The organism is Actinomyces massiliensis 4401292 (genome assembly GCF_000269805.1).
In the GTDB taxonomy this organism is placed as follows: domain Bacteria; phylum Actinomycetota; class Actinomycetes; order Actinomycetales; family Actinomycetaceae; genus Actinomyces; species Actinomyces massiliensis.
The window spans coordinates 783,785-807,132 of sequence record NZ_JH711481.1; the positions used below are offsets into that span (position 1 = coordinate 783,785).

General features: G+C 69.5%; 18 protein-coding genes. 9 read left to right on the forward strand and 9 right to left on the reverse strand.

Annotation, left to right across the window (positions count from 1 at the left end):
* On the forward strand, window positions 1-3,970 hold a 3,970-nt coding region (locus tag W5W_RS14510; RefSeq protein WP_017194327.1), incomplete at its 5' end, for a DUF4011 domain-containing protein.
* 148 nt (window positions 3,971-4,118) lie between these two features.
* On the opposite strand, the gene W5W_RS15990 is transcribed toward W5W_RS14510, so the two are convergent.
* Entirely contained in the window at window positions 4,119-4,601 is a 483-nt protein-coding gene (locus W5W_RS15990; protein ID WP_017194328.1) for a hypothetical protein, read from the reverse strand.
* Window positions 4,602-5,073: 472 nt separating this feature from the next.
* Between W5W_RS15990 and W5W_RS14520 the strand changes: the two genes are divergently transcribed.
* Window positions 5,074-10,455 carry a DUF3320 domain-containing protein gene (locus W5W_RS14520; RefSeq protein WP_017194329.1) on the forward strand — a complete coding sequence of 1,794 codons (5,382 nt, stop codon included), beginning with the start codon at window positions 5,074-5,076 and terminating at the stop codon, window positions 10,453-10,455.
* A gap of 25 nt (window positions 10,456-10,480) precedes the next feature.
* Window positions 10,481-11,125 carry an SMI1/KNR4 family protein gene (locus W5W_RS0103255; protein ID WP_154650228.1) on the forward strand — a complete coding sequence of 215 codons (645 nt, stop codon included), beginning with the start codon at window positions 10,481-10,483 and terminating at the stop codon, window positions 11,123-11,125.
* 392 nt (window positions 11,126-11,517) lie between these two features.
* Here W5W_RS0103255 and W5W_RS16855 read toward each other — a convergent pair whose 3' ends face one another.
* Together W5W_RS16855 and W5W_RS0103265 are read right to left on the reverse strand one after the other, a co-directional pair.
* Window positions 11,518-11,868, reverse strand: coding sequence for an RloB domain-containing protein (locus W5W_RS16855; protein WP_017194331.1), 351 nt, complete (start codon window positions 11,866-11,868; stop codon window positions 11,518-11,520).
* 3 nt (window positions 11,869-11,871) lie between these two features.
* Window positions 11,872-13,191 carry an AAA family ATPase gene (locus W5W_RS0103265; protein WP_017194332.1) on the reverse strand — a complete coding sequence of 440 codons (1,320 nt, stop codon included), beginning with the start codon at window positions 13,189-13,191 and terminating at the stop codon, window positions 11,872-11,874.
* A 267-nt stretch (window positions 13,192-13,458) separates the two neighbouring features.
* On the opposite strand from W5W_RS0103265, the gene W5W_RS0103270 reads away from it, so the two are divergent.
* Window positions 13,459-15,183: a cation:proton antiporter gene (locus tag W5W_RS0103270; protein ID WP_017194333.1), complete on the forward strand. Its 1,725-nt coding sequence runs from the start codon at window positions 13,459-13,461 to the stop codon at window positions 15,181-15,183.
* A gap of 184 nt (window positions 15,184-15,367) precedes the next feature.
* Here W5W_RS0103270 and W5W_RS0103275 read toward each other — a convergent pair whose 3' ends face one another.
* Genes W5W_RS0103275 through W5W_RS0103285 form a run of 3 tightly spaced genes read right to left on the reverse strand, consistent with a single transcriptional unit; the run spans window position 15,368 to window position 16,247 of the window.
* Window positions 15,368-15,796, reverse strand: a complete 429-nt coding sequence (locus W5W_RS0103275) for a HipA domain-containing protein (protein WP_081486189.1) — start codon at window positions 15,794-15,796, stop codon at window positions 15,368-15,370.
* Window positions 15,739-15,963, reverse strand: coding sequence for a hypothetical protein (locus W5W_RS0103280; RefSeq protein ID WP_008730139.1), 225 nt, complete (start codon window positions 15,961-15,963; stop codon window positions 15,739-15,741). The genes W5W_RS0103275 and W5W_RS0103280 overlap by 58 nt, the downstream gene beginning before the upstream one ends.
* The gene (locus tag W5W_RS0103285; protein WP_008730136.1) at window positions 15,960-16,247 is read right to left on the reverse strand and encodes a helix-turn-helix domain-containing protein; all 288 of its coding nucleotides are present in this window, start codon (window positions 16,245-16,247) and stop codon (window positions 15,960-15,962) included. Before W5W_RS0103285 ends, W5W_RS0103280 begins: the two co-directional genes overlap by 4 nt.
* Before the next feature lie 356 nt (window positions 16,248-16,603).
* Between W5W_RS0103285 and W5W_RS0103290 the strand changes: the two genes are divergently transcribed.
* From W5W_RS0103290 to W5W_RS0103300, 3 genes are read left to right on the forward strand one after another with little or no spacing between them, the layout of a single operon-like run.
* Window positions 16,604-16,846 carry a DUF4244 domain-containing protein gene (locus W5W_RS0103290; protein WP_008730131.1) on the forward strand — a complete coding sequence of 81 codons (243 nt, stop codon included), beginning with the start codon at window positions 16,604-16,606 and terminating at the stop codon, window positions 16,844-16,846.
* 36 nt (window positions 16,847-16,882) lie between these two features.
* Window positions 16,883-17,236, forward strand: coding sequence for a TadE family type IV pilus minor pilin (locus W5W_RS0103295; protein ID WP_008730132.1), 354 nt, complete (start codon window positions 16,883-16,885; stop codon window positions 17,234-17,236).
* A 23-nt stretch (window positions 17,237-17,259) separates the two neighbouring features.
* The gene (locus W5W_RS0103300; RefSeq protein ID WP_017194334.1) at window positions 17,260-17,655 is read left to right on the forward strand and encodes an Rv3654c family TadE-like protein; all 396 of its coding nucleotides are present in this window, start codon (window positions 17,260-17,262) and stop codon (window positions 17,653-17,655) included.
* Between the two features lie 397 nt (window positions 17,656-18,052).
* On the opposite strand, the gene W5W_RS0103305 is transcribed toward W5W_RS0103300, so the two are convergent.
* The 3 genes from W5W_RS0103305 to W5W_RS0103315 all read right to left on the reverse strand — a co-directional run bounded on the left by W5W_RS0103305 (window position 18,053) and on the right by W5W_RS0103315 (window position 22,554).
* Window positions 18,053-18,925, reverse strand: coding sequence for an NAD(P)H-binding protein (locus W5W_RS0103305; protein ID WP_017194335.1), 873 nt, complete (start codon window positions 18,923-18,925; stop codon window positions 18,053-18,055).
* Window positions 18,922-19,581: a TetR/AcrR family transcriptional regulator gene (locus W5W_RS0103310; RefSeq protein ID WP_050980368.1), complete on the reverse strand. Its 660-nt coding sequence runs from the start codon at window positions 19,579-19,581 to the stop codon at window positions 18,922-18,924. The genes W5W_RS0103305 and W5W_RS0103310 overlap by 4 nt, the downstream gene beginning before the upstream one ends.
* A gap of 240 nt (window positions 19,582-19,821) precedes the next feature.
* On the reverse strand, window positions 19,822-22,554 hold the full coding sequence (locus tag W5W_RS0103315) for a DEAD/DEAH box helicase (protein ID WP_017194337.1): 2,733 nt from the start codon (window positions 22,552-22,554) through the stop codon (window positions 19,822-19,824).
* Window positions 22,555-22,744: 190 nt separating this feature from the next.
* Here W5W_RS0103315 and W5W_RS0103320 point away from each other — a divergent pair, with 190 nt between their 5' ends.
* Window positions 22,745-22,993 carry a type II toxin-antitoxin system Phd/YefM family antitoxin gene (locus tag W5W_RS0103320; RefSeq protein WP_008731023.1) on the forward strand — a complete coding sequence of 83 codons (249 nt, stop codon included), beginning with the start codon at window positions 22,745-22,747 and terminating at the stop codon, window positions 22,991-22,993.
* Window positions 22,990-23,247 carry a Txe/YoeB family addiction module toxin gene (locus W5W_RS0103325; protein ID WP_008731027.1) on the forward strand — a complete coding sequence of 86 codons (258 nt, stop codon included), beginning with the start codon at window positions 22,990-22,992 and terminating at the stop codon, window positions 23,245-23,247. The genes W5W_RS0103320 and W5W_RS0103325 overlap by 4 nt, the downstream gene beginning before the upstream one ends.
* The last annotated feature ends 101 nt before the right edge of the window (window positions 23,248-23,348 follow it).

Below are 23,348 nucleotides of genomic sequence, written 5' to 3' on the forward strand. Positions count from 1 at the left end.
CGCTTCGCCCGCCGCCCCGGCCGGCGCCGAGCTGGAGCCCGCCCCGGCCGCCGCCGAGCTGGAGCCCGCCCCGGCCGCCGCCGAGGCTCTTCCCGCCCCGCCCGCCGCCGTCGAGAACTGGAAGCGGAGCCTGCTCGACCTGTCCCGGCGCAACCCCCTCATCAGTCGTACCTCGCGCGACACGGTCAAGCTGTGGGTGCCGCCCGATCTCATCGGCCGGCTGGAGGACTTCGTCAACGACCGCAGCCTCGTGACCCTGCGCCCGGACCCCTATGGCGCTGCGAACCGCGCGTCTGTGAGTTCCGATGACCGGGCCGTGCTGCTGACCGAGCAGCGGACGGCCTACATCAACCTCTCCGGCAAGGAGTGCGCGCAGCGCCTGCAGACCATGGCGGCCTCCGCCCGCACAATCCTGGCGGAGACCGGGGCGAACAACCTCTACCTGGCCATCGGCACGCTCGCATGGCGTCTTGATGGCGTCCAGGTGCGCTCGCCGCTCATCCTCATCCCCGTCAATCTGGAGCAGGAGGGCGACACCTACGGGATCGTCCTGGATGAGGCCGGTGCCTCGACTCCCAACCACTCCCTACTGACACGTTTCAAGGCGGATACCGGCATTGATCTGGTCGAGTTGCGCGAGCCGGTGCGCGACGAGCACGGCATCGATGTCAAGGCCACCCTGCAGAGGGTGCGTCGTCGGCTGAGCAGGGCGGGCCGTTGTGATGTTGTCGAGCGCACCGTGCACTTGGGGCTGTTCGGTTTCTCCACCTACCGCATGTGGCAGGACTTGGAGGAGAACTGGCCGACCATCACCTCCAACCCGCTGGTCGGTCACCTCCTGGAGGCCCCGGGCGCCGCCCCGACGGCGTTCCCGGATCCGGTCGATCCGACCGGCCCGGTGGACGATCTTGACGAGGTTGTTGAGAACCTGCCGCTGGTCGCCGACTCCGATCAGGCGCGGGTGGTGGCCGACGCCGCGGCCGGGCGCAGCCTCGTGGTCGAGGGGCCTCCGGGGACGGGCAAGTCGCAGACCGTGGCGAACCTGATCTTCCGTGCCCTGGCGCAGGGGCGGACCGTCATGTTCGTGGCGGAGAAGGCCTCTGCCCTCGATGTCGTCGCCCGCCGACTGCGCGAGGAGGCGGGCATCGGCGACCTGCTGCTCAACCTTCACGACAACGGCATGAAGCCCGCCGAGGTCTGCGAGGCGCTGCGGCGCGCGCTCGACCTGCAGGCCCCCGACGTCGGCGCTGCCGAGGTGGACGAGCTGCGCGGGCGGTTGGCTCAGCTTCGCGGGCGTCTGGGGGAGTACCGGGAGGGGCTGCATGATCCGCGGGATGGTGCGTCCTATTACCGGGCGCGTCGGGAGTTGATCGAGGAGCGCGACGCCGAGAGCGGCGACGGGGCGACGCAGGCTCACCCCGCCGAGAGCGAGCAGGGCGAGCTCGAGCGGGCCCGCTCCGCTTTCGAGGCCCGGGCCCGGGAGACCGGGCTGGATGCCTTCGATGCGGTTACTCAGTCCCGGCTGCTCGAGGACTACCGCACCACCCTGGAGCAGCTGCGCGCCGCCTTAGCGCCCGAACTGCTGAGCAGCGTTCTGGCCCACCGCGATCGGGTGCTGCGGGAGGCCGGCTCACGTGCTGAGGAGCTGCGCCGCGAGGTCCGCCGTCGGCGTGGGAGCCTGAACGTCCGGGAGCTCATCGACTCCTACTGGGATCTCGTGGTTGCGATCACCCCTTGTCTGCTGGTTTCGCCGGATTCGGCGGCGCGTTTCTTCCCGGCCGATCGTCGTTATGTCGATGTGGTCATCTTCGATGAGGCCTCCCAGATCACGGTGGCCGGCGCGGTTGGCGCCATGGGGCGGGGCCGGTCGGTGGTCGTCGTCGGGGATCCCAAGCAGATGCCGCCCGCAGCCGCTCCCGGTACAGCCCGGGGAGGCGGTGACCTGGAGGGCGCGGGCCGTAGCGAGAGCGGCTCGATTCTGGACCGTTGCCTGGCCGGTGGTGTGCCGAGTCGTCGGTTGACGTGGCACTACCGCAGTCGGGTGGAGTCCCTGATCGCCTTCTCCAACCGCCACTACTACGACGGCGGTCTGCTGACCTTCCCCAGCCCGCTCACCCTGTCCGACCGCTCCGACGACGGCCCCGACGGGTACGGAGTCTCGCTGAGACGGGTGGACGGCACCTACTACCGGGAGAAGGCGCGAGCCGGGCGGCCGGGGGTCCGGCCCAGCACGAACCCGGTTGAGGCGCGTCAGGTCGTCGAGGAGGTGGTCCGGCGCTTCGAGGCGCACCCGAGCGTGCCGTCAGTGGGAGTCATCACGTTCAACGCTCGTCAGCGTGACCTGATCGAGGAGCTGTTGCGCAAGGAGCTCGGTTCGCAGCGGGTTGATGAGGCGCTGCGGGTGCGCGATGGCCTGTTCGTGCGGAATCTGGAGAATGCGCAGGGCGAGGAGCGGGATGCGATCCTGTTCTCGTTGACCTTCTCCGCCAATGAGCGCGGCGACGTGCCGCTCAGCTTCGGCTCGCTCGGTCATGCCGGTGGGGAGCGGCGGCTCAATGTGGCGATCACGCGGGCGCGGCGTCAGATCGTGCTGTTCGCGAGCTTCGACCCGGAGGACCTGCACGCCGAGCGCTCGGCCCATCAGGGGGTGAAGGACCTGCGGGCCTACTTGGAGCAGGCGCGCAGTGGCAGTGCGCCGCGGGCGCTGCCGGCCTCGCGCAGTGCGGTGGATCTGCACCGCAATGAGATCGCCGAGCGTCTGCGGGAGACGGGCCTGGAGGTCAGCGTCGGCGTGGGCCACTCCTCCTTCGAGATCGACCTCGTGCTCGGCGCCTCGGGGCGGCCCGGGGTGGCGGTGCTCCTGGACGGTCCCGGATGGGACAGGCGGGGAAGTACGACAGATCGCGACCTGCTGCCGATCGATGTCCTGCGGACCATGGGGTGGGAGCGGGTCGAGCGGGTCTGGATGCCCGAATGGGTCGCCGACCCCGACGCCGTCGTCACCCGGTTGGTCGAGGCCGCCGGCGGGAGCCTCGCAGCGATGGAGGACCAGGCGGAGCAACTGGAGGTCCCCGAGGCCGACGGGGGCGATGAGCCCGAAGCGATGCCGTCCGAGGATGAGGCAACGTCGTCGGATCCGGGCGCCGTGGCCGCTGTCGTGACTGCCGTGGACTCTCCAGTACCCGATGCGCCCAGCGCGCCGGACGGTACGGCGGTCCTCGTCGCACCGAGTGCCCCGAGTGCGCCAAGTTCCCCGAGCGAAGCGGGCGCACCCGCTGCACCTGCCGCCCCGGTCGCGTCCAGCGCCTCGACTGCTCCGTCCACGCCGGACGGCTCCGCGCCCGCCACCCCGACGGCACCCGCGACTCCGACCGACTACCGGGAGTGGCGGCTTGAGGGGACGCGTCCGCTGGACGTGCTCGACCGCGCTGAGAATGATCCGGAGGCCGAGGCCCGCGTCATCGAAGTGGCCCGGGCCATTTGCGACGTCGAGTCCCCACTGACCCGGCACCGACTCATCGTCAAGCTCTGCCGCACCTTCAACCTGTCGCGAACAGCCAGGTCCCGGGAGGAGAGGGTACGCCGCGTCCTGGGGGAGTCGTTCGCCTACATCGACGAGCACGACTTCGTGTGGCGCACTTACGACGCCTCGTTGCTTCCGGTGTCCTATCGGCGCGGCGCCCTGGACCATGTGGACTCCATCGAGGAGATCCACCCGCGCGAGCTGGTCGCGCTCATGGCCGATCTCCGGGCCAATAGCCCCGAGTGGCGGTCGCCCGACGATCTGTACCAGAAGGCACTGCGGCGGCTCAGCTCCAAGAAGCGCAGGCTGGGCGCGCGCGGCATCCTGCCCGCCCTTGAGGCCGCCCTCAAGGAGGCCGAGCGCGAGGGGGCCGAGGGCGAGGGGGCCGAGGGCGAGGGCTGCGAGGGCGCTGGCAGCGCAGACGAGCAGGAGGCGCCGCCCGCCTGAAACGCCGAGATCGGTCGAGTTCCGCGTCGAGATCGGTCGCAGTCCGCGTCGAGATCGGTCCAAGCGCCGGACCCGGCCGCCAGCCCCGCGAACGGGCCATGCCCGAGCCCGCCCCTGAGGGCGCGATCCGAGCCGCCCGGCGCGTTGCCTACCTGTCCTGACGAACCTGGCGGTCGCCGAGCTCCCGTTCGAGGGTGATGGTGCACTTCGACGTGATCGCCATCCCCTCGCACTCGGTGACGCCCGGCAGAGCGCCGACGCTCAGATTGATCGTGACGTCCTGATCGGTCTCGGTGACCTCTGCGGAAACGCCGTCGCATTTGTCCGGGCCACTCCAGAAGACAACGTCCACAGTGGTGGGGGAGGACAGCGACCAGGAGCCCCAGGTCACGGGATGCGTGTGCGTCAGGTCGTCGCGAATCTCGAGCGTTTTGGCATTCGATGGGTCACTGAGACGGTCATCGGTTGTTGTCTCTTCGGGGCTGCTGGTGGAGTCCGTGGCCTCCGCCGTCTTCGTATTCGACTTTGCAGTCGACGGCTCAATGGGAGGCACCGCAGTAGGCTTACCCGAGCCGGGGCGGTAGCGGCAGCCGCTTGCCGCAAGAGCGGCTGCCAGGAATGTCGCTTTCATGCTTGTGCGTCGTCTCATGCGTCACTTCCGGTCTCGTCTGCGGGCTTGCCGGGCTGGCCGCCGTCGGCGGCTTCTGTCGCTGTCCACCGCGGCGGTTTAGAGCCCCGGGCCGGACTCAGTGAGGCTCAGCGAGCGCCCGATATGGGCGTGACCGCGTGAGAGCCCTGCGCGTTGCCGTCGCCGGCGACGGTTCTAAACCGCCGCTATGGACAGGTTCCCGCCGCCCCCGCGATGCGATGGACAATCCCGGCTACAGCGGAGCGTTTGTGGGATACATTAAGCGCCATCCCAGCATTAACCAGACGAACCATCCAGACCAACTACCCGCCTATGGACTTGCCGTCGATGCTTCCGCTGCCCCCGACCGTGTCGTGGGGCGCCGCGGTCTGCGCATTTCGGCCTCATTCCGCCTGGTCGTGGCTGTCCTCCGACAGCGCCCCAGCCGATTCCCTACCTGAGCTATCTGAGCCTCATGAAACTCAATAATCGCGATCTTGCCCTTCGAGGACTCCTCGGTGTCCTCCCGCCCCATCTGGAGCGCTACCTCCGCAGCACCCTGGGTGACCGCTGCACGCCCGAGGGACTGCGCGCCCTCCTCGCGGACAGCGACGCCTCAGACCCTCCCGACCTGGCGGACCTGTCCACCCAGATCCGCGTCCTGACCGTCCACAGCGACGGCTCCGACGGACTGGACCTGTCGCCGGAGTTGAGGACTGCGCTGCGCGAGGTCGGCCGCCTGCGCGACGAGGTCGTCAGCGGCGGCGCCCTCAACGCCGACAGGACCCTGGCCGTCCTCGACGCGGTGGGCGAGACCCTTCGACTCATCGGTGCCGAGTCCGACCAGGCCGAGGTGCGCGAGCTCATCGCCGCCATCGACGGCGGTCAGGGCGCCGGCAGCGGCCCTCTGGACGCCGTCGGCGTCGAGGTGGTCTGCGTCCCGGTGCTCAGCTACGCCCACGCCGTGGCGGGGGCCGCGCCCGCGGTCTCGATCCGCCTGTCCCTGCCGGGGTATGCCTTCAGCTCGGGTGCGCACGCCTCCGGCCTGGACGCGTCCGGCGACGATCAGCAGCGGCGCACTCTGGTCTCCGAGGCGCGCGGCTCCCAGGAGCTGCCGCCGGGGCCCCTGGAGGTGACGCTCACGCTCATCGAGGACGACGGCGGACGCCAGATCGCCGAGCCCTGGCACCTGACCTGGGACACCTCCCAGCCGGTGCTGACCGAGACCCGCACGCTTGCGCTGGACCGGGCCAACCTGCTCCAGGTGGAGCCGGGGGCCGCCCATGTGCGGGTCGAGCTGCGCGCCGGTGATGGCGCCACCGCCGTGCGCAGGCTCCCGGGGCTGACCGTGCTGCCCCCGCGCCAGTGGCGGCTCGACGGCGGCGGGCGCTGGGCGGGCGCGGCGCTGGCGACCTTCGTCCAGCCCGACCAGGCCGCCATCGGCGCTCTCGCCGCTGAGGCGCTCCGCCTCGTCCGGCGCGACGAGAACGCTGAGAACGCCGATCCCGACGGCTCTCCCGGTCCCGATGCCCTGGCCGTGGCCGCGTGCGCCGCCCTGCGCGACCGCCGCGTGATGATCAAGGCCGCGAGCGATCCGTGGCAGGCCGGTTCGCACCCCATTCGCACCGCCTCCGGACTGCTGGAGGCCTGCACCGGCAGCGTCCTCGACATCGCGGTCCTGCTCGCCGGAGTCCTGGAACGGCTGGGCGTGGTCCCTGTCCTCCTGCTCGCCCCCAAGGCCGTCTTCCTCGGCTATCGCAGGCCGCAGGGGGATCAGGGAGATCAGGAGGACGCGGACGGGGAGCCGCACGTCAGCGCGCAGGATGCCGCCGATCTCATCCAGCGCGGCGTCATGGGCATGATCGACCCCGATCTGGCGGTGGGCGCGTCGATCGCCGTCCTTCACGAGCTGCCCGACACAGTGCGCAGCGTGGCGCTGGAGACCCTGCCCGACCTGACTCTCGCCGTCCCGTTGGACGTCGCCCGGGCCGACGGCGCGGAGCCGCAGCCCATGCTGGATCGCGACGAGCACGACGTCGTCATTGAGCTCGCCGCGTCGACCCGCCCGGGCTCGCCCGACGACGCATCCGTTCTCGCTCCGGATGCCCCGGATGCTCCGGAGGCCGACCGGTCGTCCGCCGAGGATGAGCCCGACTCTGAACCTGGACCCGATTCCGGTTCTGATGCGGGCTCCGACTCCGGGGCCGAGCCCGCTTCGGCCGCTGCCGAGGCTCTTCCCGCCCCGCCCGCCGTCGCGGAGTGGAAGCGGAACCTGCTCGACCTGTCCCGGCGCAACCCCCTCATCAACCGCCCGATGCACGATTCCATCGAGCTGATGGTGGAGCCCGACCTGCTCGGCCGGCTCGAGAGCCTCATCAACGCCGGAGACCTGGTGGTCCTGCGCTCGATGTACGACGCCGCGGACGACGCCTCCGCGGATGCCGGAGACCAGGGGGCGCTGCTGACCGAGCAGCGGACGGTGTGCATCGACCTGCCCGCCGAGGAGTGCGCGCGGCGCCTGCAGACCATGGCGGCCTCCGCCCGCACCACTCTGGTGGAGACCGGGGCGAACAACCTCTACCTGACCCTCGGCTCCCTCGTGTGGTGCATCGACGGCTACTGGGTGCGCTCGCCGCTCATCCTCATCCCCGTCAACCTGGAGCAGGAGGGCGACACCTACGGGATCGTCCTGGACGAGGCTGAGGCCTCGACCCCCAACCACTCCCTGCTCGCCCGCTTCAAGGTCGATACAGGCGTTGATCTGGTCGAGTTGCGCGAGCCGGTGCGCGACGAGCACGGCATCGACGTCAAGGCCACCTTGGACAGCCTGCGCCGCCGGCTGCGCAGGGCCGGGCGCCGCGGCGTCGTCGTCGAGCCCTCCGTGGGCCTGGGCATGTTCCGCTTCTCCACCTACCGCATGCGCCAGGACTTGGAGGAGAACTGGCCGACCATCACCTCCAACCCGCTGGTCGGCCACCTCCTGAAGGTCCAGGGCAGTGCCTTCGTGGAGCCGGCGAACGACGACCCTGTGGAGGACGACGACCAGGTGGTCGAGAACCTGCCGCTGGTCGCCGACTCCGATCAGGCGCGGGTGGTGGCCGACGCCCTGGCCGGGCGCAGCCTCGTGGTCGAGGGGCCGCCCGGAACCGGCAAGTCCCAGACCGTCGCCAACATCATCTTCCGGGCCCTGGCGCAGGGGCGCACCGTCATGTTCGTGGCGGAGAAGGCCACGACGCTCGACGTCGTCGCCCGGCGCCTGCGCGAGGAGGCGGGCATCGGCGACCTGCTGCTCAACCTTCACGACAACGGCATGAAGCCCGCCGAGATCTACCGGGACCTGCGGCGCGCGCTCGAGCTGCGGGCGCCCGAGTCCGGCCCGGCCGACGACGACCCCGATGCGCTGCGCCGGGAGCTGGCAGCCCTCCGCAAGCGCCTGGGCGAGTATCGGGAGGGGCTGCATGATCCGCGGGATGGTGCGTCCTATTACCGGGCGCGTCGGGAGTTGATCGAGGAGCGCGACGCCGAGGGCGACGGGCTGGAGCAGGCCCAGGCGACCTTTGAGGCCCGGGCTCGGCAGACCGGGCTGGATGCCTTCGATGCGGCCGTCCATGCTCAGCTGCTCGAGGATTACCGTGACACTCTGGGGAGGCTGCGCAAGGCGCTGACGCCCGAGCTGCTGAGCAGCGTTCTGGCCCACCGCGATCAGGTGCTGCAGGAGGCCGGTCCGCGCACCGAGGAGCTGCGCCGCGAGCTCAATCGCCGTCGGGGGACTCTGAATGTTCGGGGCCTGATCGATTCCTACTGGGATCTCGTGGTTGCGATCACTCCGTGCCTGCTGGTTTCGCCGGATTCGGCGGCGCGTTTCTTCCCGGCCGATCGTCGTTATGTTGATGTGGTCATCTTCGATGAGGCCTCCCAGATCACGGTGGCCGGCGCGGTTGGCGCCATGGGGCGAGGGCGGTCGGTGGTCGTCGTGGGCGACCCCAAGCAGATGCCGCCGGCCCCGGTGCCGGGCGCCTCCAAGCCCGGCGAGGACCTGGAGGGTGCGAACCGCCGCGAGAGCGGCTCGATTCTGGACCGCTGCCTGGCCGGTGGTGTGCCGAGTCGTCGGTTGACGTGGCACTACCGCAGTCGGGTGGAGTCTCTGATCGCCTTCTCCAACCGGCACTACTACGACGGCGGTCTGCTGACCTTCCCCAGCCCGCTGGCCATGGCCGGTCGGTCCGACGACGGCCCCGACGGCTACGGCGTCTGCCTGCGGCGGGTTGAGGATGGCGCGTATCACGAGGAGAAACCACGGGTCAGGCGGCCGGGGGTTCGGCCCGGCACGAACCCGGTTGAGGCGCGTCAGGTCGTCGAGGAGGTGGTCCGGCGCTTCGAGGCGCACCCGGAGGGCGTGCCATCCCTGGGGATCATCACCTTCAGCTCCCACCAGTGCGCCGCGATCGAGGAGCTGTTGCGCAAGGAGCTCGGTTCGCAGCGGGTCGATGAGGCGCTGGAGGCGACTGATGGCCTGTTCGTGCGGAGCCTGGAGAATGCGCAGGGCGAGGAGCGGGATGCGATTCTGTTCTCGTTGACGTTCTCCGCCAATGAGCGCGGCGATATCCCGCTCAGCTTCGGCTCGCTCGGTCATGCCGGTGGGGAGCGGCGGCTCAATGTGGCGATCACGCGGGCGCGGCGTCAGATCGTGCTGTTCGCGAGCTTCGACCCGGAGGATCTGCGCGTTGAGCAGTCGGCCCACCAGGGGCTCAGGGATTTGCGCGCCTATTTGGAGCAGGCGCGCAGTGGCAGTGCGCCGCGGGCGCTGCCGGCCTCGCGCAGTGCGGTGGATCTGCATCGCAACGAGATCGCCGAGCGTCTGCGGGAGACGGGTCTGGAGGTCAGCGTCGGTGTGGGCCACTCCTCCTTCGAGATCGATCTCGTGCTCGGTGCTTCCGGGCGGCCCGGAGTGGCGGTGCTCCTGGACGGTCCCGGATGGGACCGTCGCAAGAGCGTGATGGATCGTGATCTGCTGCCGGTCGATGTTCTGGGGACCATGGGGTGGGAGCGGGTCGAGCGGGTCTGGATGCCCGAGTGGGTCGCCGACCCCGACGCCGTCGTCACCCGGCTGGTCGAGGCCGCCGGCGGACCGCCCCCGCAGGAGCAGCCCGCGCAGGAGCCGGAGGAGCCGGCCTCATCGCAGGAGTCGGAGGAGCCGGGGCAGCCGGAGGAGCCGACGTCGTCGGATGCCGAGGCGGGCGCCGTCACGGCCGATGAGGGTCCGGATGAACCGCACGGCGCGCAGGAGGAGCCGGCCGGAGTCATGGGGTCTGCTGCTCCCGGCCCGATCGACTACCGTCAGTGGCGGCCTGCGGGCGAGCTTCCGGCGGAGATCCTGGATCGTGCTGCCCAGGACGGCGCGGCGCGAGCACAGGTCGTCGAGGTGGCGCGGAGCATCTGCGCCGTCGAGTCGCCGATCACCCGGCACCGGCTCATCGTCAAGGTCTGCCGTGCCTTCGGCCTGTCGCGGATCAATGCCGAGCGCGAGGCCCAGGTGCGCAACATCCTGGGGGAGTCCTTCGCCTACATCGACGAGCACGACTTCGTGTGGCGGAGCATGGACTCCATGCAGGTGGCGCCGCCCTACCGCCGCAGGGCTCTGGACCATGTGGACTCCATTGAGGAGATCCACCCGCGCGAACTGGTCGCGCTCTTGGCCGACGTCCGCGCGACGAGTCCCGAGTGGTCCTCTCCCGAGGAGCTGTATCAGCGGGCGCTGCGACGGCTCAGCACCAGATGGTGGAGGTGGAGGCTGGGCAGCCGCGGTGTTCTGCCGGCCCTCGGAGCAGCTTTGAGGGAGGCCGAGCGGGAGCAGTAGTGACGGGTTCGCGTAGCCTGTGCCCGTGAGCGTTGATGACGACCTTCGGCGCGTGACCGCCAAGCTGTCGATCCTGTTCTCCCGCGGAAGCTTGACGAGCACGTCCCGCAGAGCGATCGCATTGCAGCCCCCGCTGAATGAGGAGCGGGTGGCCGCCTACGAGCGCGAGCAGGGGATCGTGCTTCCGGCGGACTACCGCGCCTTCATCACCCGCGTCTTCGGCTGCGGCAACTGGCCCTTCTACGTGCTGCGCGAACTCGGCGTCCCGGATCGGGAGGACGACCTCAAAAATCTCGAGCCGAGCGCGCCCTTCCCCTACACCTTCACCCGTCCCTTGATCTGCGACCCCGCGGACCAGGATCCCTACTGGGAGGCTCTGGAGCGCGGTGAGTCCGACCGCGGCTGGATCCCCTTGTGCACGGAGGGCTGCGGCATGAACGCGATCCTGGTGGTGACGGCTGCTGACCCTCAGGTGGTCGGGACGGTGTGGTACTTCGACCTGGCCAACGACTGCGGCATACTCCCGCTCGTTCATCCCACGACTCGCGAGCCGCTGCGCTTCCTGAGCTGGCTTGAACTCTGCCTCGACACTCAGGCCGACGGAGGGGGCCGCCTCGCCCTGATCGAGCTGGTCCCCGCCGAGCTCTTCCCGACCTTCCCGGAGCCCTGAGCGGGCTGCGCCCCCGCCCTACCCCGCCCTGCCCATTCCACCCGTCGAGATCGACATCCTCGAACGAGATCGACGGTGCCACCGCCAACTTCGTTCGAAAAAGTCGACCTCGACGCGCGGGGCGAAAGGACAGAGCGGGTCGTTCACAGGAGCCCGAGGCGCTTCAGCAGGTGCGGCATCGTCGTCGACGGGCACGGCCCCTGTGCATTGAGTTCGGGCAGGGCGACGCCGGGCAGTCGAGAGTTCGAACGGGCCCGGGTGAAGGCATCGAACGGGAAGTCGTCAGGCAGGCTCTTCCCCTCCTTGGCGGGCAGCCCAGTCAGTTCGAGATAGTGGCGCTGGGCGTCCTCCTGGTTCTGGTAGTTGCGGACTCGTCCGTAATGCGCATTGAGTCAGACTTCAAAACAGGGCACGGAGACGACGCCGATAACCTTGGACTGTGTGATCCTGCGGCATGCGGCGAGGAACGGCCTGCGATCCGTCCCGTCGTGGTCGACGACGATCCACACCTCGTCGTACTCGTTGAGCTCGTGTCTTGCCCGTGGGTGCTGAAGTGCTTTGAGGATCGTCTTGGGCTCTTTGCCGTCGTGCCACGACGTCTTGATGCTCAGGCCCGAGTCTCGAGGCACCCGGTCCTTGAGCATCCCGAGGTAGGTCTTCTCCGTCTTCCCGCCGTTGGTGGCCAGGAGAATCGTGGTCTTTTGCGTCCGTTTCCTGCGCCCGCGCCTCAGATCTCGCCCCATGACTCATCCCTTCTGGGGGACGGCCGCACCCAGGACGTCGCGGGAGAGCAGCCGGAAGAGGTCGACATCGGGCAGCGCGCCGAATCTGCCGGCGAGGTAGCGCTTCTGCTCGTTGTTGCCCGGACGGGAGTCGAAGTCGGACAGCGGGAACACCTCACTGGAGCCGCCGTCCTTCTCGCAGAACCAGACCTCGCCGGGGTCGAGCAAGCGCGCCGGTGAGTTGCCCAGGAGCGTCGCGTCATGGGTGGAGAACAGGATCTGCGCTCCCGTGCGGTTGAGGTCCGGGTCCTTGAACATGGTGACGATTGCGGCGGTGAGCGCAGGGTGGAGGCTGGCGTCGAGCTCATCAAGGATGAGAAGACTGCCGCGAGCGAGCGTCTCGATCGCGGGGGCCGCCGTCGCGAGCCAGGTGATCGTGCCGGCGCTCTGAGCGCCCAGGCCGAGTTCGAAGGACGATCCGTCGCCATCGGTGTGGGTGAAGACGAGGGACCGCTGGACGGAGGGGACGGCATCCTTGGGGATCTCCCGCAGTTCGTCATCGCCCGCGCCCGCGGCGAGCATTGCTCGGACCCGTCTGAGGAGCTCTGGTGGGATCTCCTCCTCGCGGGCCTCGACGTCGGTGATGCCGAGGTCCGCGGTGCTCGCGAGGGCGCGGATGATCGCGCTCCACTTCGACGGATCCTCGACCATACGGGCCATCACCCACTGGAGCCAAAGTCTCTGATCGGACTCTTCCCGAAGAACTTTGACGACGGTGCTTCCGGCTCGGAGTCCCTGTGCGACCGGCCGGAGAGTCGCGTGGTCGTAGCGCGCCGCGACTGCGAGCATGAGGTCGGTGGGGGTGAGAAGGCGTTTCACCTCCGCGGTGGGGCCTTTGAGGGCAGGGCCGACCTTGACCTCGATAGGTGCTTCGGCGTCGGCCTGCGTCCGGGTGAACAGGTGGCGGGCGGTGCCCTTGGGGAAGGCGTGCAGGGACTCGGAGTGGATGCCCCAGACCGAGGCTTCGACCTCGTAGTGGTATCGCACGCCGTCGGCCACGAAGTTGACGTCGTAGGTGGTCGAGCGCTCCACCGCAGCCGTGGCGTGAGGGTGGTAGAGCAGCAGGCCGGGCTTGCTGATGGCTCCGCTCAGCATGCTCGCGGCGGAGAGAAGCGTCGACTTGCCCGAGGCATTCGCTCCGAAGACGGCGGCGATGCGGAAGGTGACGTCGGCCCACGTTTGAGGTGGCTTCGGGACTTGTGTCTTGAGGAACGGGCGCACGAAGGACAGCTGCGCCTCGTCCCTGAAGCACTGGAAGTTGGAGACCGTGAAGTCGAGCAACATAAGGAGAATATACCGCACGAAGCTCCTATAAGGGAATTTTTTCCGAAAACAGCGATTATTCTCGCGATTAGTCTTGGCCTCGGCGAGATCGACATCCTCGAACGAGATCGACGGTGCCACCGCCAACTTCGTTCGAAAAAGTCGACCTCGACGCGCGGGGACCGCGACGAGGACGGCTCCACGCCCCGGCGCCGTCCCTGGGTATCATCCCCACCGCTGGCCGCCACTGCGGTCGCCGGGTCCCTGTCACCGAGGAAAGGAGCGGATGTGAGCGCCGTCTTCGTCTCCCTGCTGTGCATTGTCGCGGTCTCCTTCGCCGCCCCACTCATCTCCTGGAGCGTCCCCAGGCGCCTGCTGCCCGAGACCGTGCTGCTCATCGCCGGGGGCGTCCTCATCGGCCCCAGCGGTCTGGGCATCGCCCACGGGGGGCAGGACATCGCCTTCCTCAAGGAGCTCGGCGTCGCCTTCCTCTTCCTCATGGCCGGCTACGAGATCGATGTCAACGAGCTCCGAGGCTCCGGCGGTCGCCACGCCATGGCCGCCTGGGCCGGATCGCTCGGCCTGGCCTTCGCGGCGGTCGCCGTCGTCGGCGTGTCCGGCGGCGCCTTCTCCGCCAACGGCATCGCCATCGCCATCGCCATGACCTCCACGGCCATCGGCACGATTCTGCCGATTCTGCGCGAGCGGGGGCTGCTGCCCACGGCGGTGGGCGCGGCGATCCTCAACCACGGCGCCGTCGGCGAAGTCGGTCCGATCATCCTCATGGCGCTTCTGCTGGGGTCGCGCTCGACCTGGGCCAGCCTGGCGATCCTCCTGGTCTTCCTGGCCGTCACCCTCCTCATCGTGCGCTTCACCGACCGGGTGCGCCGCGCCGGGCGGCGGTTCATCGAGGCGATCCGCCTGGGCGGCACGACGACGGCGCAGACCACGGTGCGCATCACGGTCCTGCTGCTGGTGGGCCTGTGCGCTCTCGCGGAGGTCTTCGACCTCGACGTCGTCCTGGGGGCCTTCGCCGCCGGTTTCATCCTGCGCTACGCTCTGCCCGACGGGAACCGCCAGTTCGAGGAGAAGCTCGACGGGCTCGCCTACGGCTTCTTCATACCGATCTTCTTCGTCGTCTCCGGGATGGGGATCGATCTGGGCATGTCGGAGCAGTCGCTGGCGACCATCGGCGCCTTCCTCCTCCTGCTCGTGCTCGTGCGAGGCCTGCCCGTGTGGGTCGCCTCCCGGTTGGAGCGGCGCCGCAACGGCTCGCGCGCCTACTCCATGCGCCAGTCCCTGCAGATCGCCGTCTACTCCACCACTGCTCTGCCCATCATCGTGGCCGTCACCCAGGTGGCGGTGAGCGCCGACGCCATGAGCGCGTCCTTCGCCTCCACGCTCGTGCTGGCCGGCGCAGTCAGCGTGCTCGTCATGCCGGCTCTGGGACTGGCCCTGTCCTCCGACGACGATCATGCCCCCGCGGTCGAGGCGCTCGCCGTCGTTCAGGGGCCGCGCGAGCAGCACGGGCACGGCCTGATCGAGGCCTCAGGCGATACCGGCGAGATGCTCGTCAGCGAGCCGCGGCGGCCCGCCGGTCTGGGGGCGTCGTCGCCCGACGACGGCGGTGACGCGGCGCCCGCCGGCTCCGCAGAGCCGCTTCCCGCCGATTCGCCGTTTCCCGCGTCTGCTGCGATTTCGACGCCTGTCAACGGCCTGCCGCGCCGCGGCCGTGATCTTCTCTTCCATCACCATGGTCTGTCGCAGACCGAGGCTCGCCGCTTGGCGGAGCGTCTGGAGCAGATCGAGGCCGAGCGGACGCACTGGCGCCAGCAGATGCGTCGCCAGCTCAGGCTCGAGCGCGAGGAAGCCCGCCAGCGCCGTGCCGTGCTGTGGGCGCAGGATCGAGCTCAGCGTCGTCGTGAGCGCGAGCAGTTGCGCGAGCTGCGTCAGGAGGCCCGCCGCAAGGGCGCGGGAGAGGACACGGGAGAGGACGAGGACTCCCGGCGCTGAGCTGTGCTGGGCGGGGCGCCCTTCTGCGTGCTTCCTGTCCGCCTCCGGCGCGCGTCCTTTTTGTCGAGGTCGACATTCTCGAACGAGGTTGGCGGTGGCGCCGTCGATCTCATTCCAGAATGTCGATCTCGACGGGGCTATGAGGCGCATCCACACCTGCCCCGTGCCTCCGGTTCCACGCGGCTCAACGGGCTCGGGCGGCTTTCCCCAGCGCTTCCAGGCGCGGAGCGATCGCCTCCGCCATCATGGTGATGTCGTGTTCTGAGAGCCGATTGCTCCGAGCGCACTCTCGCCATGGCGCCAGATGGTCGACGACGGCACCTATGCGCTCGCGTGCGGATTCCCGAGTGATGTCGCAGTCTTCCGCCAGGGCCAGCAGCCCTTCGGTCTCTTCGGGAAAGGTGTCGGCCCCCGCGATGGAGGTCGAGCGCCTGGCCATGGGATCGGGATTCGGATTCACGTCGAAGGCGGGGCTGAGGGTCCACGAGCCGCGGCTCGCCAGGAATCCGTGGTTGCGCAGGTGGTCGTCGGTGTTGCCCAGTGCCACAGAGGCGATCACGCGTCTGAAGAGCTCATGAAGATCGCGGCGTGGCGACAGGGAGAGATCGCGGATGGCCTCGGCGAGGGGTCGATGCCGGCTTCGCCTTCCGTGAGATAGCCGGAGTCATAGAGAAAGGTCGTGGACACCCGCCCGCGTAACCGGGTGATATGGGCGGTCCCGACTCTGCGCGGGGAGCCTGCAGTGTCGATGGGGTCGATGAAAACGTCGAGATCGGTCATCGTGCGCGTTTCCTCCCGAGGTTGCCGGCGCGGAGACGGCCGATGTCACTGGCGAGGGGGTCGGCGGCATCGACTACGTGATCGAGAATGCCGAGGGCTCGCAGCACCTGGGCGACATTGCCGAAGCTGACACCGGGACTTCCGGACTCGATCCGCCGCAAAGTATCCCGAGTGATGCCGGCGCGTTCGGAGACCTGTTGCGCGGTCAGACCGAGGACCATGCGCCAACCATGGATGTGCGCCCCGAGGTGCTCCATCTGACGATTGATTCTGTAAGCGGCCACGTTCACCCTCCTTATGGCGATCATTCTAGTCAATAAGAGTAATTATGGCGATTTTAGCCGTCATAATGAAGCACGTGGCGGCATCGCTCCGGCTGGTGCTGGGGCCGTGCCCGCGCTCGGCGCTGAGCTGGGCTGGGTGAGGCGCCCCCGCACCTGCCTCGCGCCCCGCGGGCATCCGGTTGCCGGGCTCCACACCTGTGCTCGAGCAAGTTCCCTCCACCGGGCTCGATAGGCCCGTATGCGCGCGACTGGGCCGGTGTTCGACCCTGGTGAGGCGGGCACCGCGCCCGCGAGGCTCGGCAGGCGGGCGTGCTCACCGTCGGCCCGTCGGGCCCCTCTACCTCGAGGAGAACATGATGAAGCTCATCTGGAACACCGTGCGCGATGCCTGGAGCCTTGCGCACGTCCGCGGCGAGGATCGCCTCGCTCGGGACGGGACGAAGGACGGCGACGCCGAGGCCGGCATGGCAACCGCCGAGTACGCCATCGGCACCCTCGCAGCCGCCGCTTTCGCCGGGCTCCTGCTCGCCATCATACGGTCGGGATCCTTGCAGGGCGTTCTGCAGGGGCTGATCGAGTCCGCCCTCTCAGCGGGCTGAGACGTCATGGCGCGGAGAGAGGGCCTTCTCCGTCCCATGGAGATGCGTTCGCGAACCGCCGCGCCCGGTGAGGCGGGCATGGTCACCGCGGAGATCGCCGTGGCCCTGCCCGCCGTCGTCCTGGTGCTGCTGCTCGTGTTGTCCGCAGTGTGCGCTGGTGTCACTCAGCTGCGCGTGACGGATGCCGCCCGGGTCGCGGCGAGGCAGGCCGCTATCGGCTCCGACGACGTCGAGGGCGCGGCCGTGCATGCCGGAGGAGCGGTGCGCGTCGACGTCGAGCGGGGCGAGCTGACCTGCGTGCACGTGAGCCGGCCGGTCCCGGGGCCGCTCGGCGGGCTCGGTCTGACGGCGCGCAGCACCGCCTGCGCCTATACCGAGCCGACCGGGTAGTGACGGCGATGAGGGTGCGGGGTATGCGGATGCTGTGCAGGGGCACTCCCGCGGCACGGGTCGTGATGGTGGATGAGCGCGGTTCCGGGACTGTTCTCGTTCTGGGGATCATTGCCGTGCTCCTGGCCATGGCGGTCTGCGCCGGTGGTCTCATCCAGGCGCAGGCCGCCGCGGGGAAGGCACGGAGCGCAGCCGATCTGGCGGCATTGGGCGGGGCGACGGCGCTGTCCTCGGTTGTCGCCCCGAGTGAACCGTGCGAGACGGCGGGGCGCGTGGCGCGGGCCAACGGCGCTGAGGTGACGGTGTGCACCGTGGTCGGGGAGGACGTCGTGGTGGAGGTGTCCGTCCGAACACGAGTGCTGGGAGTCGTTCGCGAGGCCGTCTCGGCCGCACGCGCCGGCCCTGCGGATGCCCCTTGATGCCGGCCTTCGCCGTGCCTGTTTGCGGTGTGGTAGGTCGGTGTGTGAGCGGGAGGTGGTGGGGCGCCGGCTTTTCTGGTGTCCGGGTTGTGTTGTCAGGGTTTTGTCAGGTGTGGTGGGGGTGAATCTCCAGGGTGGTGGGGTTATATGTGTGTTGCCGCCGGACGGGATGGGTCATGAGGGTTGGGGAACCTGTTGATGGGCTTGTTTCCGAGAGGTGCTTGGGTCCAAGGGAGCCCGGGTGGTTCGTTTCGGCTAAGGAGGCTTGTCTGCCGGGTGTGGGAACCCGGTGGGTGGTCTCGATGACTCAGGCCCGTGGGTCCGGAACGCCGCACCGGACCCACGGGCCATAGTCATGAGGCACATGAGGCATACGAGTTGGCGCGAGCGCCGGCCTTTATTTTTTGTCGGTGGCGTGGCTCTTGTAGAAGTCGATGAGTGTGTGGGTTCCGACGGGGTCTCCCACACAGTCGTTGAGCATGCTCCATGTGACGAACCGCAGTGTGTCTGCTCGCCGAGGGTTGACGACTCCGACGACCTTGATGAGGGGCGGCAGGATGGCGGGCGACACGGTCGTGGTTTTCGCAGGCCGCTCGAGAGCGCGGAATGCGCACTCAGCCAGGCTCTTCCAGGTGAAGACCTCCGGGCCTCCCACGTTCCATTCGCCCTCTTCGGAGTCAACCAGGCGGTCCACGCAGAATTCCGCAAGGTCGGCCCCATGAATGGGGTTGATCCGGGTGTTCGGACGGAAGAGGTAGGCTCGCCCTCGTTTGGCCATCGTCAGAATCTGGGCCATGTCGGAGAAGTACCCGGGTGGGTTGATGATTTGGCTTGAAATCGTTGAGGCGGCGAGCTTTTGAGCGAAAGTGGTCTTGGCCTTCGTCAGCTGGGCCGGGCACCGGTCGCCTCCAATGACGTTGACGAAGCAGAAACTCCGGGCGCCGTATTGCTCGGCAGAGCGGAGGATGGCGAGGTTGGCGCGGTAGTCGATATCCCAGGGGCTCGCCTTCTGCTTGGTGACGCCGAGCGCGGAGATGACCTTATCGACATCCTTGGCGACATCGGCGGTGAAGGCGGGGTCCGTCACGTCCCCGACCGCCCACTCGTCGACGAGGCCGTCGAGGGCGGGCGCCTCCCACGGACCTGGTGAGGCGGCCCGGCTGCGGCTGCGCGTGATGGCGCGGACCCGATGCCCGCGACGGTGCAGCTCGGCGACGATGAAGCGTCCGAGGTAGCCGGTCGATCCGGCGACAAGAGTAGTTGTGGTCATGAGTTGTCCTGTTTTTTTCCTGATACGGGTTGAGTGCGCTGGGTGTGTGACGTGTGGGTGCGCGGCGCGCCGAGCATTCGGGGAAGGATGGTGCAGACGATTTCCTGGGCTTTGTCGCGGTGGGCGGCGTCCTGGGTGGCCCAGCGGTCGATGCAGTTCACGACGGCATAGGCGAGTTCGGCATGCATCTGGGCGGGAATGAGCGGGTCGAGGAGTCCGAGTTCCAGGCCGCGCGAGACCAGGCTCATGTTCCAGTCGATGAGCGTTTCCTTGAACGCGTCGAGACTTCGGCACGGCGGGAGGTCGTCGAGGTGATATATGGCTCCGACGGCGACGAGATCCGGCCGCTCGGCCGCCGCAGAGAGGTCCGCGGTGAGCTCCGTCAGGGACGGCCAGAAGGAATCCGCGTCGAGGTCGGCGACCCTGGGGATGTGCACAAGGGCACCGAGTTCGTGCAGGCCGTCGGCGACTGCCTCGTCGAGGAGCCGCTCCTTGGTGCCGAAGAAGTAGTAGAAGGAGCTGCGCGGGAATGTCGCCTGCTCAAGGAGCGAGGTCAGGCGGGTCGCACTGAAGCCATTGGCGGCGAATGCGAGACGCGCCTGACGGAGAAGGCGCGATCGTCGTTCCGGATCGAGCGGCTGTGCGGTCCTGGCCACGGCCACCGCCCCCTTTTCTGTTCGGAGTGCTCGCGGGTGAACGGGATCAGGTTATAGTTTATGGACAGGGTTGTCCAGAAATTGATGAGGGCTTGATCCCGCAGCGGTCCAGGCGTGTTGTTTGTTCCCAAGGCTGATATGCGCTGATGCGCTGCGGCTGTCGGGGGGATGCGGCGTCTCTGAACCGATCTCGGCGCGGAACCGGACCGATCTCGACGCGGAGTACGACCGATCTCGCGATTAGAGCGGCTCGCCGTCGCTGTCGGCCTGGGCCTTCGGCGCCGCCTGCGTCAGCAGGCGCAGCAGTGTGATCGCCCCGGCCTTGTCCAGCGGTTCATTGTTGTTGCCGCATTTGGGGGATTGCACGCAGCTCGGGCACCCGGCGGTGCAGGCGCAGCTTTCGACGACGGCGAGTGTCGCTTCTAGCCACTGTGCGCCGACCCGGTAGCCGCGCTCGGCGAAACCGGCCCCGCCGGCATGACCGTCGTGGACGAAGACGGTGGGCGCTCCCGTCTGCGGGTGCGAGCTGATCGAGAGGCCGCCGATATCCCAGCGGTCGCAGGTCGCCAGTAGCGGCAGCATGCCGATCGAGGCGTGCTCGGCGGCGTGCAGCGCGCCGGGAAGGTCTCCGGGTGCGATGCCCGCCGCCTGGGTGAGGTCGGCCGGGATCGTCCACCACACCGCGGCGGTCGGCAGTACGTGCTCGGGCATGTCCAGCTCGTGCTGGGCGACCACTTCCATCGTGGGCAGGGTCAGCTCGGTGTAGCCGATCACCTGGCTGGTGACCTCCACCGACCCGAAGGACCAGCGGATCCCGTCACCCCACATCTGGGCGTCGCGTTCGCCGATGATGCGTACGCTGGAGTGCTCTCGCGCCCGGGTCCGATAGCCGATCGCCGCTTTCTCGGTGACGAGCGCGGCCTCCTCGGTGAGGTCGGTGACGACGTAGCTGCGGCCCTGGTGGATGTAGACGGCGCCCTCGTGCACGGTGGAGTCCGCGGCGGCGCCGTCGACCGTGCCGATCACTGCGCCTGTGGGGGAGTCGATCACCGGTACCTCCGGCGGCCCGTCCCCGCGCAGGGAGGTCAGGTCCTGGGGGCGCCCAGGCAGGCTCGTGTTCCAGAACCATCCGGTGGGGCGGCGGCGCAGCGCTCCGCGGGCGGCCAGGTCCGCCAGAAGGGATTCGTCCGGCAGCCCGAATAGCGCTAGATCAGCTTCCCGCAGGGGCGCCTCGCTCGCGGCCGAGCACAGGTGCGGGGCCAGCACGTAGGGGTTGGCCGGGTCGAAGACGGTGGCCTCCGGAGCGGCGAAGACCGTGTCGGGGTGGTGAACGAGGTAGGCGTCCAGCGGGTTGTCGCTGGCGATGAGGACGGCGAGTCCGCGGGTGCCGGCCCGCCCGGCGCGGCCCGCCTGCTGGCCCAGGCTCACGCGTGTGCCCGGCCAGCCGGCGATGAGGACGGCGTCCAACCCGGTCACGTCGATGCCGAGCTCGAGCGCGTTGGTGGTCGCTAGGGCGCGAAGGTGTCCGCGACGCAGGTCCTTCTCCAGTGCGCGGCGCTCCTCGGGCAGGTAGCCGCCCCGGTAGGCGGCGACGGCGCCGATGAGCTCGGGCTGGCTTCTGCCCAGGATTCGCCTGGCGTGTTCGGCCACGATCTCGGCGCTGCGCCGCGATCGCACGAAGACGAGGGCCCGCGCGCCCACGCTGAGCAGGTCCGCGAGCAGTTCCGCGGCCTCGACGACGGCGGAGCGCCGGGCCGAGGGGTCCTCGGTGGGGTCGAGCGTGTCGGGGCCGACGGGAACGGGTCCCGCGGGCTCCGGCCCGGTTCCCCCGGCCGGAGCGGTGGCGCCGGGCGCGTCCGATTCGCCGCTACGGGCGGCGGTCCCCGCCGTGAGACGGCCTGAGCCGTCGGCCCGTCCATCAGCGCCCGCGCCGGGGTCCCGGTTCGCGGCGGCGTCGTCGGGCCGGTCGGAACGCGGGCCCGACGCCGGGACGTCGGCGGCGGGCGCCGGTGCCGTCGCCGAGCTCTCCCGGAACAGCCACGGGTCGCGCAGCGCCGGCTGCCACAGGGCGAGGGCGCGCTCGCCGGCCGGAGCGCCGTCGTCGGTCACGGCGGTCACGGCCTCCGGGGGCACCCCGATGAGGCGCGCGGCCGTGAGGGCCGGCTCGGCCGCCGTCGCGGAGGCGCACAGCACCACCGGCCCCGGGCCGTCGGGGCGCAGCCGGTGCACCAGTCTCAGCAGGCGCCGCAGGACAAGGGCGACGTGCGCGCCCAGGATCCCGCGGTAGGCGTGGCACTCATCGACCACGATGTAGCGCAGCGCTCGCAGGAGGCGCGTCCACCGCTCGTGGCCCGGCAGGAGGGAGAAGTGCAGGAAGTCGGGGTTGGTCAGGACGACGTCGGCGTGGGCGCGGGCCCAGTCGCGCTCGGGCAGGGGGGTGTCGCCGTCGCAGGCGCCGGTGCGCACGGTGCGGACCGACCCGGCCTGCAGGCCGGCCTCCCGCTGGACGGACTCGACCTCGGCCGCGAGTCGCTCCAGGAATGCCGCCTGGTCGGCGGCCAGGGCCTTGGTGGGGGAGAGGTACAGCGCGGTCGGGCGGCGGCCGTGGGCGGAGATACGGGCGCGCCTGGTGGCGCCGACGCCGGGCCCGCCGTCCGCCCCGGCATCCTGGGCGGCCAGGACGCCGGACAGGGGCGGCAGCCACGCGGCCAGGGACTTGCCGGAACCCGTCCCGGTGGCGAGCACGGTGTGACGGCCGGAGTGGACGGCGTCGGCGGCCGCGACCTGATGCGTCCACGGGGACCCGATCCCGAGGCGCCCGTAGGCGGTCACGAGCACGGGATCGGCCCAGGCGGGCCACTGGCCATGACGGCCGGGGCGGGCCGGGGTGCGCTGAAGATGGACGAGCCTGCCGTCGCGCGCGCCGATGCTCGTCAGGAGCTCGGTGAGGTCGCGCGCGGGCCGGTCGGTCATGGGACCAGTGTGCCGCAGGGGTGAGACATGAATGGGCGCAGATCCTCACGACCATCTCATCGATGAAGGTCGCCCCGCGGCGCGGGGCGGGGCCGTGGAGCGCGGCTCCCCGGCATCCGTCTCGGCTCTTGACTCCACCGAGCACGCCGCGCATGATTGTACTGGATCTCGTACATGTGGAGGAGGGGTCATGTCCATCATGTCCGCCAGCGAGGCCCGGGCTAACCTGTTCGGGCTCATCGAGCAGGTCAATGAGGACGCGGCTCCCGTGGAGATCACCTCGCGGCGCGGGGACGCCGTCCTCATCTCGCGCAGCGAATTCGACGCGCTGGAGGAGACGGCTCACCTTCTGCGCGTGCCCGCCAACGCCGCGCACCTCCTGGGGAGCCTCGCCCAGGCGCGCGAGGGACGCATCGAGGAGCACGGGTTGCTGTCGTGAGGCTCGTCTTCACGTCGAACGGCTGGACGGACTACCGCTCCTGGCTGAGGGCGGACCGACGCATGCTGTTGCGGATCAACAGGCTCATCGAGGATGCCATGCGCCACCCCTTCGAGGGGGTGGGGAAGCCGGAGCCGCTGCGGCACGCGCTGTCCGGCGCCTGGTCCAGGCGGATCTCCGGCGAGCACCGGCTCGTGTACCTCGTCGACGGCGATGACCTTGTGATCCTCCAGGCGCGGTTCCACTATGAGTGAGTGCGGGCGCATGGGCGGGTGCGCGAGACTCCGCGACTCTCGGCCGTAAGGAGGCGCACGGCGACGGCCGGGCCGGTACCGAGCATGTCCGAGCGTGTGCC

Coding starts and splice junctions, on each gene's coding strand:
- W5W_RS0103280 (WP_008730139.1), bottom strand. CDS start 15,963: ATGACCGATCTCGACGTTTTCATCGACCCCATCGACACTGCAGGCTCC.
- W5W_RS15990 (WP_017194328.1), bottom strand. CDS start 4,601: ATGAAAGCGACATTCCTGGCAGCCGCTCTTGCGGCAAGCGGCTGCCGC.
- W5W_RS0103320 (WP_008731023.1), top strand. CDS start 22,745: ATGTCCATCATGTCCGCCAGCGAGGCCCGGGCTAACCTGTTCGGGCTC.
- W5W_RS0103295 (WP_008730132.1), top strand. CDS start 16,883: ATGGAGATGCGTTCGCGAACCGCCGCGCCCGGTGAGGCGGGCATGGTC.
- W5W_RS16855 (WP_017194331.1), bottom strand. CDS start 11,868: ATGGGGCGAGATCTGAGGCGCGGGCGCAGGAAACGGACGCAAAAGACC.
- W5W_RS0103315 (WP_017194337.1), bottom strand. CDS start 22,554: ATGACCGACCGGCCCGCGCGCGACCTCACCGAGCTCCTGACGAGCATC.
- W5W_RS0103300 (WP_017194334.1), top strand. CDS start 17,260: ATGCGGATGCTGTGCAGGGGCACTCCCGCGGCACGGGTCGTGATGGTG.
- W5W_RS0103265 (WP_017194332.1), bottom strand. CDS start 13,191: ATGTTGCTCGACTTCACGGTCTCCAACTTCCAGTGCTTCAGGGACGAG.
- W5W_RS0103290 (WP_008730131.1), top strand. CDS start 16,604: ATGAAGCTCATCTGGAACACCGTGCGCGATGCCTGGAGCCTTGCGCAC.
- W5W_RS0103305 (WP_017194335.1), bottom strand. CDS start 18,925: ATGACCACAACTACTCTTGTCGCCGGATCGACCGGCTACCTCGGACGC.
- W5W_RS14520 (WP_017194329.1), top strand. CDS start 5,074: ATGAAACTCAATAATCGCGATCTTGCCCTTCGAGGACTCCTCGGTGTC.